The sequence below is a fragment of the Roseburia sp. AF25-13LB genome, from assembly GCF_003478915.1.
GTDB classification, from domain to species: Bacteria; Bacillota; Clostridia; order Lachnospirales; family Lachnospiraceae; genus Roseburia_C; species Roseburia_C amylophila.
The window spans coordinates 64,253-79,239 of record NZ_QUFO01000003.1; the positions used below are offsets into that span (position 1 = coordinate 64,253).

Sequence of the window (14,987 nt, forward strand, 5' to 3'; positions counted from 1 at the left end):
CCCGAAAATGATACCGAGAACATACAGAAAATGCCCCCTATCCCGCTACACCGATAGGAACGGCAGAAAGGAGCTTACCATTGCCGAGAATGAGCAAGAAGCGGCGGCTGGAATGGTCTTTCTTCCTCAACCACCGCAACCGTATCACTTACAACGACCTATGCCGGGGCTGCACCCGTGACTGCAAACAGAGCTTCCGGGCGGTTATCATACTATGCCCTCGCTATTATTCCAAACGCTGGAAAAAGGAGGACGCAGCCTATGGCAGATAACCGCAAATATTACTACCTCAAGCTGAAAGAGAGCTATTTTGACGATGATGCAATCGTTCTGCTGGAAAGTATGCAGGACGGCGTTATCTATTCCAACATTCTCTTGAAGCTGTACTTGAAATCGCTGAAAAACGGCGGGAAATTGCAGCTTGACGAGAATATCCCCTACACCGCCCAGATGATTGCGACCATTACCCGCCAGCAGGTAGGTACCGTAGAGAGAGCTTTGAAAATCTTTATGAAGCTGGGGCTTGTGGAGCCTTTGCCAAGCGGCGCACTCTACATGAGCAACATTGAGCTTTTAATCGGCCAGTCCTCTACCGAGGGGGAGCGCAAGCGCAGGGCGCGGCTGGCTTTGCAGGAACAAAAAGCCCTGCCGCAGACAGGGGCGGACAAATGTCCACCATATCGAGCGGACATTTGTCCACCAGAGATAGAGATAGAGAAAGAGATAGATATAGAAATAGAAAAAGAGAGAGAGTTAGAAACGGGACACCCCGCCCCCGCCGCCTATGGCAGATACCACAATGTCATTCTTTCCGATACGGAGCTTGACGGGCTGAAAACAGAGCTTCCCGGCAAGTGGGAGTATTACATTGACCGCCTATCCTGCCATATCGCTTCCAGCGGGAGGAAATACAAGAGCCATGCAGCCACGATTTTCAAGTGGGCGCAGGAGGACGCAGCCAAGAAAGCCCCGAAAAAGGGCATACCCGATTATACCTGTAAGGAGGGCGAGAGCTTATGACGAATGGATTTGATGAAATGATTTTGAATATGACCGACACCACGCCGGAGCCGGAGGACTACACCGGCGAGGACGGGCTTTTATACTGCGGGAAGTGCCACAAGCCCAAAGAGGGCTATTTCCCCAAAGAAACCGCCGCATGGCTGGGGCGTGACCGCCACCCGGCAGAATGTGACTGCCAGCGGGCAGAGCGTGAGGAACGGGAAGCCGCAGAGAAACAGCGCAGTCACCTTGAAACTGTCGAGCGGTTGAAGCGGCGGGGCTTTACAGACCCGGCTATGCAGGGCTGGACGTTTGAGAACGACAACGGCAAGTGCCCGCAAATGGAACACGCCCATTTCTATGTGGAGAACTGGGAAACCATGAAAGAGCGCAACATTGGCTATCTGCTATGGGGCGGCGTTGGCACAGGCAAGAGCTATTTTGCGGGCTGTATCGCAAATGCCCTTATGGAGCGTGAAATCCCCGTGTGCATGACAAACTTTGCATTGATATTGGGTGACCTTGCCGCCAGCTTTGAGGGCAGGAATGAATATATCTCCCGACTTTGCAGCTTCCCGCTGCTTATCCTTGACGATTTTGGAATGGAACGGGGAACGGAATACGGCTTAGAGCAGGTCTACAACGTGATTGACAGCCGTTACCGCAGCGGCAGGCCGCTGATCGTCACGACTAATCTCACGCTGGAGGACTTGCAGCACCCGGAGGACACCGCCCACGCCCGCATTTATGACCGTCTGATTGAAATGTGTTCTCCTGTCCGCTTTACCGGGAGCAACTTCCGAAAAGCCACGGCGCAGGAGAAAATGGGACAACTGAAAAAGCTGATGAACAGAAAGGAGAGCCGCCTATGACCAACACCCCAAAGAATGACCGCAGCACCCGCCGCCCGGATTGCGTGACGGAAATCCGCATAGGTAATTCTGTCCTTGTCGTTTCCGGCTATTTCAAGCAGGACACCACCGCCACCGCCGCCGATAAAATGCTGAAAGTGCTGGAAGCGGAAGCTGCTACACAAAAATCGGCAATTTGACGGGACGTAAAGAAGCAGAAAGGACTGTACAGCCAGCCCCGGCGTGTGGTATGATAGTCATACGGAATAGTGGGGCTGGCTGTCGGAAATGGAGGACACTATGTTAAGACAGACCACCCGAAACCTTATTACCGCCCTTTATCCGAGATTATCCCACGAGGACGAGCTGCAAGGTGAGAGCAATTCTATTTCAAACCAGAAGCGTATTCTTGAAACCTATGCGAAGCAGAACGGCTTTTCCAATCTGCAATGGTACACAGATGACGGTTATTCTGGGGCGAACTTCCAAAGACCCGGTTTTCAAGCCATGCTTGCGGACATTGAAGCCGGAAAAGTCGGCACCGTTATCGTCAAGGATATGTCACGGTTAGGGCGAAACTATCTGCAAGTGGGAATGTATACGGAAATGATTTTCCCACAGAAAGGCGTCCGCTTTATCGCTATCAATGACGGAGTGGACAGCGCACAGGGCGACAATGATTTTGCCCCTCTGCGGAACATTTTTAACGAATGGCTGGTGAGAGATACGAGCAAGAAAATCAAAGCAGTAAAACGGTCTAAGGGTATGAGCGGGAAGCCCGTCACGAGCAAACCCGTATACGGCTACTTTATGGACGAGGACGAAAATTTTATCATTGACGGGGAAGCCGCCCCTGTTGTGCGGCAGATTTACAGCTTGTGCCTTGCCGGGAACGGGCCGACCAAGATAGCCCGTATGCTCACAGAGCAGGAGATCCCCACGCCGGGAACGCTGGAATACCGTCGGACGGGAAGCACCCGCCGCTACCACCCCGGCTATGAGTGCAAGTGGGCGACCAATACCGTGGTACATATCCTTGAAAACAGGGAGTACACGGGCTGTCTGGTAAACTTCAAGACGGAGAAGCCGTCCTACAAGACCAAGCACAGCGTAGAGAACCCCATTGAGAAACAGGCGATTTTCGAGAACCACCATGAGCCTATCATTGACACCCAGATGTGGGAGCGTGTGCAGGAGTTACGCAAGCAGCGCAAACGCCCGAACCGCTATGATGAAGTGGGCTTATTCTCCGGCATACTCTTTTGTGCCGACTGCGGCAGCGTCCTTTACCAGCAGCGTTACCAGAACGCCACCCGCAAGCAGGATTGTTATATCTGCGGGAGCTACAAGAAGCGTACCCGTGACTGTACGGCGCACTTTATCCGCACCGACCTGTTGACCGCCGGAGTGACCGACAATCTGCGGAAAGTCACCAGCTATGCAGCGAAGCACGAAGCCCGGTTTATGAAGCTGCTGATCGAGCAGAACGAGGACGGGGGCAAGCGCAGGAACGCCGCAAGGAAAAAGGAGCTGGAAGCCGCCGAGAAGCGTATCAGCGAGTTATCCGCTATCTTCAAGCGGCTGTATGAGGACAGCGTGACCGGGCGCATTTCAGACGAGCGTTTCACGGAGCTGTCGGCAGACTATGAAGCCGAGCAGAAAGAACTGAAAGAGAGAGCCGCCGCTATCCGGGCAGAGCTTTCCAAAGCGCAGGAAGCCACGGTAAACGCAGAAAAGTTTATGAATGTTGTCCGCAAGTACACCAGCTTTGAAGAACTTACCCCTACCCTTTTGCGTGAGTTTGTGGAGAAAATCGTTGTGCATGAGTGCAGCTATGACGAGAACGGCACACGCAGACAGGACATTGATATTTATTACTCTTTCGTTGGCAAGGTAGACCTGCCCGAATGACCGCCCGACCTATCCGGCGCAATGCGCAAACGCCGGATAGGAACGGCAAAATTTTTTACACTTCTACTACTTCTTTATCACACATCAGCAAAGTCACAGGGTATCAAGCAGCTTATGTCTGGCGGGGGCATTATCATTGTGGCGCAGACGGTGATTCCACAGCTATCCACACTGTTCTCATAAGAGATAGTTCTTCATGGGTGGAATCATTGACAAGATCACTGATTTCATAAAGGATATGCTGAAAGGGTGGGTGCTGTCCAACCTTGAAACCATGTTCACCGATGTGAATGACAAGGTAGGCACGATTGCAGGGGAGGTCAGCAAGACACCCAGCTCATGGAACTCCGGTATTTTCAGCATGGTGCAGACGTTATCGGAAAATGTCATCGTCCCCATAGCGGGAATGATTATCAGCTTTGTACTGGTCTATGAGCTGATCACAATGGTTATCGACAAAAACAATATGCACGACTTTGATACGAGCCTGTTCTTCCGTTTTTTATTCAAGGCTTGTATCGCTGTCAGCTTACTTTCTAAGACCTTTGATATTGTCATGGCGGTCTTTGACGTGGGAAGTCATGTAGTGACACAGGCGGCAGCTTCCATATCCGGCTCAACGAGTCTGGATGTGCAGGCTACGCTTACTTCCATGTTCAACAGCCAGATTGACAGTATGGGGATTGGGGAGCTGATAGGACTTGGCATGGAAACCATGATCATCAGCCTGTGTATGAAAATCATGTCCGTCCTTATCACCGTCATTTTATACGGACGTATGATTGAAATATACCTTTATGTATCAGTAGCACCAATTCCGGCGGCAACCGTAACCAACAGGGAATGGGGAACAGTCGGAACCAACTATCTAAAGGGACTTATCGCTTTAGCATTTCAGGGATTTTTCATTATGGTATGTGTGGCGATTTATGCTGTGCTTGTGGCAAGCGTGGCAGTGGCAAGTAACCTTCACAGCGCCTTATGGTCTGTGGCAGCCTATACCGTAATCTTATGCTTCAGCTTATTCAAGACAGGTTCCTTATCAAAATCAATTTTTAACGCTCACTAATTCATGGTGGGCGTTGCCCATATATGGGTATGCACACGAAAGGAGCAGACTATGGCAATATCAGTACCAGTGCCAAAAGACCTGAGTGGCATCAAAACAAAAGTAGCATTAAATCTTACCAAAAGACAGATCATCTGTTTTAGCGGAGCTGCCATTACCGGAGTTCCCTTGTATTTTCTTACAAAGGGAGTTTTAGGAACACAGGCGGCAGCCCTTATCATGGTGGGAGTGATGCTGCCATTTTTCTTTTTGGCAATGTACGAAAGGGACGGGTTTCCGGCAGAAAAACTTCTGTACTTTATGATACGGCAGAAGATGCTTACACCGGGGATACGTCCTTATAAATCGGAAAACCTCTACGAGCAGTTGGAGGAAAGAGAAAAAATAAAGAAGGAGGTGCGCTACCTTGAAGAAAAAGCAAAAGGCGCAAGCCGAAAACCGCAGAATGCCGGAAAATAAGAAGGCGGCAAGCAGAGCCGGACTTACTTTTTCGGAAAAGAAGCGGTTAGTGGAGCTTAGACGTATCCTTGCCGGAAACGGGAAGGAACAGGCAAAGCCGGATACTGCACAGAAAACCATTACCTTCAAAAAGATGTTTCGTGATGGTATCTGTCAGGTAACACATAATTTTTACACGAAGATGGTGGAGTTTTACGACATCAACTATGACCTTCTGGAAGTAGAAGACCAGGGAGATATTTTAGAGGAGTACAGTAAGCTCATCAATTACTTTGATCCGTCCATTAAGTTTGAACTGTTCCTATTCAACAGGCAGGTCAATGAACAGGCACTTGCGGAGCAGTTTGACATACCTTTGCAGGATGATGATTTTGACGATATTCGTGAGGAATACACAAAGATGTTGAAGCATCAGTCGGCAAAGGGAAACAACGGTATCATCAAGTCAAAGTATCTCATTTTTGGTGTGGAAAGCACCGGATACAAGGAAGCAAGGAACAAACTGAATAATATCGAGAAAGATGTTATCCGAAACTTAAATAACATCGGCACGAATACCCGGTCACTTGACGGAAAGGAAAGACTTCGTATCCTGCATGAGTATTTTAATCAGGGAACGATGGAGCCTTTCCGTTTTTCATTTAAGGAACTGTCAGAGTCCGGCAAGAGTGTAAAAGACTATATTGCACCGCCGGGGTTTGATTTCCGCTATCCGAGCAGATTTAAGTCCGGCAGTATGTACGGAAGTGTTCACTATCTGGATATTATCGCACCGAGATTTAATGACGAGCTGTTAAAGAAGCTCCTTGACATTGATGATAACCTTACCATTACCATGCACATGCAGACGATGGACCCGGTAAAGGCAATCAAGATGTTAAAGGGAGCTTTGACGAACATTCAGAAAATGAAGATTGAGGAGCAGAAAAAGGCTGTCCGCAGTGGCTACGATATGGACATTCTACCTACGGACATCATCACTTATGAAAAGGACACCTTAGAACTTTTAGACGATCTGAACACGAGCAACCAGAAGATTGTCAAAATGACCTTCCTGATTACCTGTTACGGAAAGACAAAAAGGGAGCTTGAGAACATCACGCAGAGAGTGTCCGGCATTATCCAGCAGGCAAACTGCAACTTACGATGCTTGCAGTATTTACAGGAACAGGGACTTATGGCATCCGCACCGATTGGGTGCAATGATACCGGAATTGAGAGAGTGCTGACAACGAAAAGCACTGCTATTTTAGTTCCGTTCTGCACACAGGAGCTGTTCATGCCTGCTCCGGCAATTTATTACGGATTAAATGCCCTTTCAAACAACATGATTATGGCAGACCGCAAAAGGCTCCGTACACCAAATGGCGTGATACTCGGAACGCCGGGTTCCGGTAAGTCATTCAGTGCAAAGAGGGAGATTTTATCATGTTTCCTTATGACAAGAGATGACATTATCATCTGTGATCCGGAGGGAGAGTATTTCCCGTTGGTACAGGCACTAAAGGGACAGGTCATAAGACTTGCCACTGATTCCAAAGACTATTTAAACCCGATGGATATTCAGTTATCCCATAAAGGGGATAAGGAAGCTCTGAAATTAAAGAGTGACTTTCTCATTACCCTGTGTGATCTGATTGCTGGAGGAAAGGACGGTCTGGAGAATGATGAGAAGGGTATCATTGACGAATGTATCCGTCATATTTACGATACCTATTTTGAAAACCCTGTACCGGAGAATATGCCTATCCTTGAGGACTTATACAATGCACTATTAAAATATGAGCCGAAAAACGTGGAAAAAGAGCTTGCAAAGGAAGCAAAGGCAAAGGCAGTCAGAATTGCCAACAGCCTTGTGCTGTATGTAAGCGGTTCGCAGAATTATTTTAACCACCGTACCAACGTGGACTCACAGAACCGTATCATCTGTTTTGACATCAGGGACTTGGGAAAACAGTTAAAAGAGCTTGGTATGCTGATCGTACAGGACGCAGTATGGAACAGGGTATCACAGAACAGGGAGCGTAAGATTGCCACCCGTTATTACTGTGATGAGTTCCACCTTCTGTTAAAGGAAAAGCAGACTGCCATTTACTCTGTGGAAATCTGGAAGCGTTTCAGAAAGTGGGGAGGTATCCCGACAGGGCTTACCCAGAACGTGGGTGACTTCTTACGTTCAGAGGAAATCGAGGGTATCCTGGGTAACAGTGACTTTGTGTATCTGTTAAACCAGAACGCAAAGGATCAGGCAATCCTTGCAGATAAGTTAGGACTTTCCGAAAAGCAGCTTGCCCATGTAACCAATTCTGAGCCGGGGAGCGGTCTGATCCTGTTTGACAACGTGGTTATCCCGTTTGTTGACAAGTATCCGACAAACACCAAGACCTATGCGATTATGAACACCAAACCGGAGGAAGCAGTTAAGAAAGATGAGGCGAGTTAATGGCAGATAAAAAGACAGGAAAAAGTACCGCTTCCCATAAAAAGGCTGTGAAAGAATTTCAAAAGGAAGGCAATCCATACTTTCAAAAAAGCGGCGGCTTAGATTTTCAGCCGAGAGCTTCCGCTGTCTTTCAGGAGAAAACAGGAGCTTCACAAAAGCCCGGCGCATCGAAAAGCCATGCGAAAAAGGAGTATGGGGAAACTTTTGGGCAAAATGTCCAGAAGTCCGGTGCCGATAAGGGACAGGAGGAAAAGGCGGCATTTACCAAAGCCGGGAACACGTTTTCCGGACAGGATAATTCCGGTCAGACGGAGGAAAACGGGAAAAGGCAGGAAGAAAAAGAGGATTACCACCGCAGGGACACTTACAGGCAGTCACAGGAAAAGGGCAAATACCACAAAAAGCGTGTGCAGCGAGAGCATAAACACAGGGAGAAAGCCAAAGATACCGTTTTTACGGAAGATGCCGGAAAGGTCTTTTCGGAGGATCGTGCTTCGGAGTTTACCGGAAGCGAGAAATTAAAAAAGAAACAGAAACAGGCGCAGAAAGCCGCAGAGAAGGTCAAAAAGGCTAGAGGAAAACTTCCCAAGAAGCGGGAATATACCTTGCAGAGAGTCTTTGACGAGGAAACGGGCAAGGGGAAATATGTGGTTGTTCCGCTGGATAAGGAGAAGCCTTTTAAGCAGGAGAGCCTTTCTAAGACCACCATGCGGCGAATGCAGACTGAAAGCAGAAATTTCGTGCATGGCAAAATTGCCGAGAACGAAAAAGAAAACTCTGCTGTGGAAGGTGCCCATAAAACGGAGCAGAAGGCTGAGGAACTGTTTGACTTTGTAAAAAGGCACTATAAGGGAAAGGAAGCAAGACAGCGGGCGAAGATAGCGAAGCTGGAAAAAAAGCAGTTTCAGAAAGAGGTCAACTTCCAGTACCAGAAGTTTTTAGAGGAAAACCCGCAGATGCAGAAAAAAGCATTGCAGAAGCGTTTACAGAAACAGCGCATCAAACGGGAGTATATGAAAGCAAGACAGAAGGGAGCTGCCACAAAAGCGGCACAGGAAGCAGTGTCAAAGACTGCCAATACTGCAACCGCCATAGCAAAGAAGTTACAGGAGATTGCAAGCAAAAATGCGGGTGTTCTCATAACGGTTGGTATCATGGCGGTGCTTCTTATTATGATTATGACCTCGGTATCGTCCTGTGGGGCGATGTTTGCAGATACGCAGTCTACGGTGCTTGCGGCAAGCTATTTGAGCGAACCGGCAGAGATTGATGCGACAGACTTGCAGTTTACCAGACTGGAGCTTGACCTTCAGAATGAGATTGACAACATCGAAACCGATTATCCGGGATATGATGAGTATTCCTATAATCTGGGGGAAATCGGGCACAATCCGTTTACGCTGATCGGGTATTTATCGGCTGTCCATACGGAGTTTACTGCAAGTGAGGTGGAAAGCGAGGTACAGGCTCTTTTTGATGAGATGTATACGCTGACTCTTACACCGGATACGGAAACAAGGACAAGGACAGTAACCAAGACAGGTACACGCACTGTTACTGATCCGGTAACAGGAGAGGAGACAGAGGAAGAATACGAATACGAGGAAGAGGAGGAATACGAAGTCAGCATATTAAGGGTAGTGCTTACGGTCAAACCATTGGAAACCATTGTTGCCGGAAAGATGGATGCAGAACAGACAGAGATTTATGCCATGTATGCAGAAACAGGCGGGCTTTTACAGCAGTTTGCTTCTCCGCTTGATCTGTACTGGTATAACTATATTTCAAGCTATTATGGATACCGCAAGAACCCGAACACCGGAAATGAGGAACTGCACCGGGGCGTGGATATAGCAGTGCCTACAGGCACAACCGTTTATGCAGCCCATGACGGTACAGTCACGACAGCAGCTTATGACAGCTATTACGGGAATTATGTGGTCATCGAAAAAGACGGTTACACCACAAAATATGCCCACATGGACAGCCTGAGTGTCAGTGCAGGTCAGAGCATAACCAAAGGGACGGTAATCGGAACTACGGGAAACACCGGAAGCAGTACCGGAAGCCATTTGCATATCGAGTGCTTATATAACGGAGAGTATTATAATCCATTATTTTATTTTGATGTAGGCGAGGGAACGCTTTATGGTGAAAGTCCGGGAGGTGGCGGCGGTGCGCCGGGAAATGCCATACCACCGGATTCCTATGATGATGCAACCGTACAGGCACTTATGGAGGAAGCAGCCAAGTATTTAGGCTATCCGTATGTATGGGGCGGTTCGTCTCCGTCCACAAGTTTTGACTGTTCCGGTTTTGTGTGCTGGGTATTTACCAACAGCGGCGTACACAATCTGCCACGAACAACCGCACAGGGCATTTATGACCAGTGTACTCCCGTATCGGCAAGCGAAGCGAAAGCGGGAGACATTATCTTTTTCACAGGCACCTATAATTCAGCAGGTGCAGTCAGTCATGTAGGCATCTACTGCGGCAACGGGGTAATGATACACTGTGGCGATCCAATCAAATATGCTTCCATTAACACTCCGTACTGGCAGAGCCATTTTTACAGTTTTGGAAGATTGAATTAGAGGAAGTGAGATACTATGACAAAAAGCCAGAGAATAGAAAAGGAAATCACAAAGACAAAAGAACAGCTTGCCACCATGCAGGCAAAGTTAAAGAACCTGGAAGAAGAAAAACGTATGGCGGAAAGAGCTGAAAAACTGGATATTATCGAAAAGCATAAAATCTCGTCCGAGAAGCTGCAATTACTTATCAAATTCAGCGAGGACGAGATTTTGCAGTTATTAGCACAAAAAGAAAAGGAGAGAACAGGAAATGAAGAAAAAGTTATCAGTTAAGGTGATCATGTCCCTTATCTTATCGGCAGTATTGTTCTGTATGCCGATTGGGGCATTTATGGCAAACAGCGGCAATACCGTATCGGTACAGGCACAGGATACGGATGCAGAGGAAAATGAGAGTGAAACGGAAACACCGTCTACGGGAAATGAGGAAGAAAGCGAAAGTGAACAGGAAAGCTCTACGGTGTCCGGCAATGACATTCCCACACCGGAATGTGCCTGTAAGGAAAAATGCTCACAGTACTCGGTGGATAAGGAATGTGAGGTCTGCAAAGAGGATTACAGTCTTTGTGAGTATGTGAATACCAACGTGAAAATCACAATCAATACACCGACAGGGTGGCACAATGATACCACAAAGGTACCTGTCTTAGTTGAAGATGTGGCAAAGTCAGGCAACTTTACCGTAAAAAGCGTACAGGCGAAAGTCGCACAGAATGGAAGCTGGACAGACATCACAGAGGATATGTATGTGGAGATTTCGGAAAACTGCACCGTCTATGTGCTTGTGACAGACCAGAAGGGCAATACCTACGAGAAGAACCGTTACATCAAGTGCTTTGATTTTACCAAGCCAACCTTAAATGCGGCGGTTAGCGATGGTCTGTTAAGCGTACAAGCACACGATACGGATTCCGGTATCAAGGCAGTCTATGTGAATGGTTATGAATTTACCGAGCTGACGAATGGCGTTTTGAATATCCGTCTGCAACAGTTTGATGCAGGGTATCAGTATTTTACCATTTCCGCAATGGATAATGCCGGAAATATGTCAGAGGTCTATAAGACAGCCAATCCGTATTACACCGATCCGGAAGCGGAGGACAGTAACGAAAGCAATCCTGCAGAACAGCTCCCGGTCAGTGCAGAAGCAACCAAGCCTTCCTCAGCAACCGGACAGGTAACAGAGCATACGAAAACGGACAGTGAGGGCAATACCACATCGGAAACCAGTCTTGCAGAACAGAAAAAAGCTGCCATGCAGGAAGCAGATGCTTCGGAGCAGGCAGAAAATAATGCAGAACAGTCGGAGAAAGGGAAAGAGTTTTACACCATTCAGACTGCAAGTGATAAGGTGTTTTATCTGATTATCGACAGGGACGGGGATGAGGAAATGGTCTACTTCCTGACAGAGATCAGCGAAAATGATTTATTAAATACAACAACGGAAAACAGCGAAACGCTTCCGAAAAATTCCGCTGCACTGGAGTCTGCAATTCCGGTAAGTGACGGCGCACTGCCGAACAACAACACAGAAACGGATACTGAGGGAACAGAAGAATTGCCGGAGGATGGCGAGGAAAGTATGGAAGAAGGCACAGAGGAGCCGGAAGAAGAACAGCCCGCACAGACCGATAATCCGAGGGGAACCTATATTGTACTTGGCATCATTGCAGTTATTGGCATCGGCGCAGGCTACTATTTCAAGGTGGTAAAGAAAAAGAAAGAGCAGTTTATTGATGAAGATGATGAGGAGGACGAGGAAGAAGAAGTCTTGGAAGATGAGGACGAAACCGAGGACACAGAGGACGATTTTTTTGAGAAAGACGATGAGGAGGACGAATAAATGCAGTTAGTAATCGCAGAAAAGCCGAGTGTGGCGAAAAGCATAGCAGATGTATTGGGAGCCTTAGACAGACAGGACGGATATTTTGAGGGCGGCGGCTATCTTGTAAGCTGGTGCGTGGGACATTTAATAGAGCTTGCAGAACCGGAAAGCTATGGAGATCAGTGGAAGAAATGGACTTTTGAGAGCCTTCCCGTTAATCCGGAACATTGGCAGTATGAGATTAAGGAGGATACCAAAGAGCAGTACGATGTGCTTTATGGTCTTTTGCATGACAGCAGAGTGGATGAGGTAGTGTGTGCCACCGATGCCGGACGGGAAGGAGAGCTTATCTTCCGTCTGGTGTATGAACAGGCGGGATGCAGCAAACCGATGAAACGCTTATGGATTTCTTCCATGGAGGAGAGTGCCATAAGAGAAGGATTTGAGAATTTAAAGCCGGGAAGTGACTACGAGCATTTATACCATTCTGCACTTTGCAGACAGGAAGCGGACTGGCTTGTGGGTATCAACGGTACAAGGCTTTTTACCGTTTTATATGGCGGCAAGGTGTTAAAGGTGGGCAGAGTACAGACACCTACCCTTGCAATGCTTGTGGAACGTGAGAGCAAGATTATGAATTTCAAGAAAGAGCAGTATTTCATGGCTCACATCCTCTGCGGCGGCGTGGATGCAGCAACAGAGAGGATTGACAGCAAAACAGAAGCGGAACAGATTGCAGGAGCTTGTCGGAATGGACAGGCTCTTGTTACGTCTGTGGTAAAGGAAGAAAAGACGGTGGCATCACCGAAGCTCTATGACCTTACCACGCTCCAGAGGGATGCAAACCGTTTATTCGGGTTTACTGCAAAACAGACCTTAGAGTACACCCAGAGCCTTTATGAAAAAAAGCTGTGTACCTATCCGAGAACGGACAGCCAGTATCTGTCTGACGATATGGAGCAGACTGCCGGAAACGTAATCAAAGCGATTTTCAGTTCCATTCTGTTTGAGGAAAATATGATGTTTAATCCGGATATTAAGCGTGTGTTAAACAGCAAAAAGGTTACAGACCACCATGCGATTATTCCTACAATGGAGATTGCCAAAGCTGACCTTGCAGCACTGCCGGAAACGGAGCGAAAGATTTTATCCCTTGTGGCCAACAGACTGCTGTGTGCTACGGGGGAGAAACATCTTTATGAAACGGTTAAAGCAGAGCTTACCTGTGGTGGTTACACCTTTGCCACTTCCGGCAAGTCGGTCTTAAAAAACGGGTGGAAAGATTTTGAAGATACCTTTAAACGTTCCTTTAAGACCATGGAAGATAAGGAGCAGGAGGATAAGAAACTGCCGGAGCTTTCAAAGGGGCAGACCTTTAACGGGGTACAGACGAAGATTAGCGAACATTACACCACACCGCCGAAGCACTTTACGGAAGATTCCCTTTTGTCCGCAATGGAGCGAGCCGGAAGTGAGGACATGGGAGATGATGTAGAGCGCAAAGGACTTGGCACACCTGCCACCAGAGCAGACATTATCGAGAAGTTAGTCAAGGACGGTTTTGTGAAGCGTGAGAAAAAGCAGATGATCCCCACAGAGAACGGAATAAAGCTGATTACGGTGCTTCCCGATGTGGTGAAGTCCCCGAAACTTACCGCTGACTGGGAAAATGCCCTTACCCTTGTTGCAAAGGGAGAGATGGAGCGTGAGGACTTTATGGCAGATATTGAAACAATGGTATCTGACTTAATCCACACCTACCACGAAGTCAGTGACGAGCAGAAAAAAATGTTCGCACAGGAGCAGAAGGTGCTTGGTAAATGCTCAAACTGCGGCGGAGAGGTGGTAAAGGGAAAATACGGAGCTTTCTGTAAGAATAAGTGTGGCATGAATGTAAGCCGGATCATGGGTGTTGCCCTGTCAGATGAACAGGTGGAAAGCCTGCTTACCGGGAAAAAGACGCTGTTAAAGGGGCTTACAAGCAAGGCGGGCAAGAAATACGATGCCTATATCATTCCGAGCGGTACGGAAGAATACCACTACACAAAGGACGGAGAAGAAAAGTCCGGAGTGCAGTTTAAGTTTGTCATGGAGTTTCCCAATAAGAAATTTACAGGAAAGAAAAAATAAAAGGAGGACGTAACAATGGGAGCAGAAGAAACAAAGAAAGTACAGGACAATGAGAGCAAGGCGGACAAGTTTGTCCGTCTTGGGGAGTATCGTGTGAACAAAGTCATTGATGCAATCGGTAGGCTTGAGAACCTTTCCAACCGCACCAATTATGAGTACACACAGGAGCAGGTGGAAGCCATGTTCTCCATTATGGAAAAAAGGCTTTTGGAAGTCAAAGGCAGATTTGCCCCGAAAAAGGAAAAAGAAGATACATTTTCATTTGGAAGAAAAGCAGAGTAGGGAGGAAAGGGATATGTTTACAACAGGAGACAAATTATTAAATGTGATGAAAGAGGAAGAAATCGGGATTGCGGAGCTTTCCAGAATTTCCGGTGTGCCGGAGAGAACAATCCTTGACATTATGGCAGGAGTTAAGGAGCCTGAACTTGGTGTTATGTGCAAGATTGCAGACGGACTTGGTATCTGTGTGCATGAGCTTCGTGCAGATGAGGAGCGTTATGCGGTATCTGTTCCGAAGGATACCCTTGCCAAGCTGATCGTTGTCAGCGAGATTAACAACGTGGAGTTGGAGGAACTGATCAACTGTATTCTGGAAAAAGGCATTGAGGAGCATGGTTTTTACGCTTGATGCCGATAAGTAACTGGTCACAGGCTGTAGGGTGCTTAAAGTGCCTTACAGCCTTTTTTACGGAGGTTTATC

General features: G+C 47.6%; 15 protein-coding genes. All 15 read left to right on the plus strand.

Going from position 1 to position 14,987, the window contains the following annotated elements:
* The first annotated feature begins 80 nt into the window (after positions 1-80).
* The 15 genes from DWY37_RS05535 to DWY37_RS05605 all read left to right on the plus strand — a co-directional run bounded on the left by DWY37_RS05535 (position 81) and on the right by DWY37_RS05605 (position 14,915).
* Positions 81-272, plus strand: a complete 192-nt coding sequence (locus DWY37_RS05535; RefSeq protein ID WP_006058351.1) for a hypothetical protein — start codon at positions 81-83, stop codon at positions 270-272.
* Positions 262-1,020 carry a phage replisome organizer N-terminal domain-containing protein gene (locus DWY37_RS05540; RefSeq protein ID WP_002605636.1) on the plus strand — a complete coding sequence of 253 codons (759 nt, stop codon included), beginning with the start codon at positions 262-264 and terminating at the stop codon, positions 1,018-1,020. Before DWY37_RS05535 ends, DWY37_RS05540 begins: the two co-directional genes overlap by 11 nt.
* The gene (locus DWY37_RS05545) at positions 1,017-1,874 is read left to right on the plus strand and encodes an ATP-binding protein (protein WP_002605635.1); all 858 of its coding nucleotides are present in this window, start codon (positions 1,017-1,019) and stop codon (positions 1,872-1,874) included. The genes DWY37_RS05540 and DWY37_RS05545 overlap by 4 nt, the downstream gene beginning before the upstream one ends.
* Positions 1,871-2,053, plus strand: coding sequence for a transposon-encoded TnpW family protein (locus DWY37_RS05550; protein WP_002605634.1), 183 nt, complete (start codon positions 1,871-1,873; stop codon positions 2,051-2,053). Before DWY37_RS05545 ends, DWY37_RS05550 begins: the two co-directional genes overlap by 4 nt.
* Positions 2,054-2,153: 100 nt before the next feature.
* The gene (locus DWY37_RS05555; RefSeq protein WP_002605633.1) at positions 2,154-3,764 is read left to right on the plus strand and encodes a recombinase family protein; all 1,611 of its coding nucleotides are present in this window, start codon (positions 2,154-2,156) and stop codon (positions 3,762-3,764) included.
* 21 nt (positions 3,765-3,785) lie between these two features.
* A complete protein-coding gene (locus DWY37_RS16465) occupies positions 3,786-3,947 on the plus strand; it encodes a Maff2 family mobile element protein (RefSeq protein WP_118540958.1) in 162 nt (53 codons plus the stop codon).
* Between the two features lie 13 nt (positions 3,948-3,960).
* Entirely contained in the window at positions 3,961-4,833 is an 873-nt protein-coding gene (locus tag DWY37_RS05565) for a VirB6/TrbL-like conjugal transfer protein, CD1112 family (protein WP_118540960.1), read from the plus strand.
* Positions 4,834-4,884: 51 nt separating this feature from the next.
* Positions 4,885-5,292 carry a PrgI family protein gene (locus DWY37_RS05570; RefSeq protein ID WP_118544427.1) on the plus strand — a complete coding sequence of 136 codons (408 nt, stop codon included), beginning with the start codon at positions 4,885-4,887 and terminating at the stop codon, positions 5,290-5,292.
* A complete protein-coding gene (locus DWY37_RS05575; protein WP_118540962.1) occupies positions 5,240-7,735 on the plus strand; it encodes a VirB4-like conjugal transfer ATPase, CD1110 family in 2,496 nt (831 codons plus the stop codon). Before DWY37_RS05570 ends, DWY37_RS05575 begins: the two co-directional genes overlap by 53 nt.
* Positions 7,735-10,329 carry a CD1108 family mobile element protein gene (locus DWY37_RS05580; RefSeq protein WP_118540964.1) on the plus strand — a complete coding sequence of 865 codons (2,595 nt, stop codon included), beginning with the start codon at positions 7,735-7,737 and terminating at the stop codon, positions 10,327-10,329. The genes DWY37_RS05575 and DWY37_RS05580 overlap by 1 nt, the downstream gene beginning before the upstream one ends.
* A gap of 15 nt (positions 10,330-10,344) precedes the next feature.
* Positions 10,345-10,602 (plus strand): DUF4315 family protein, encoded by a 258-nt coding sequence (locus DWY37_RS05585; RefSeq protein ID WP_118540966.1) that lies wholly within the window; start codon positions 10,345-10,347, stop codon positions 10,600-10,602.
* Positions 10,580-12,172: a CD1107 family mobile element protein gene (locus tag DWY37_RS05590; RefSeq protein ID WP_118540968.1), complete on the plus strand. Its 1,593-nt coding sequence runs from the start codon at positions 10,580-10,582 to the stop codon at positions 12,170-12,172. Before DWY37_RS05585 ends, DWY37_RS05590 begins: the two co-directional genes overlap by 23 nt.
* On the plus strand, positions 12,173-14,284 hold the full coding sequence (locus tag DWY37_RS05595) for a type IA DNA topoisomerase (protein ID WP_117946820.1): 2,112 nt from the start codon (positions 12,173-12,175) through the stop codon (positions 14,282-14,284). It begins immediately after the preceding gene.
* A gap of 15 nt (positions 14,285-14,299) precedes the next feature.
* Positions 14,300-14,566: a hypothetical protein gene (locus DWY37_RS05600; RefSeq protein WP_055171206.1), complete on the plus strand. Its 267-nt coding sequence runs from the start codon at positions 14,300-14,302 to the stop codon at positions 14,564-14,566.
* 13 nt (positions 14,567-14,579) lie between these two features.
* Positions 14,580-14,915, plus strand: coding sequence for a helix-turn-helix domain-containing protein (locus tag DWY37_RS05605; RefSeq protein ID WP_118540970.1), 336 nt, complete (start codon positions 14,580-14,582; stop codon positions 14,913-14,915).
* Positions 14,916-14,987 lie beyond the last annotated feature (72 nt).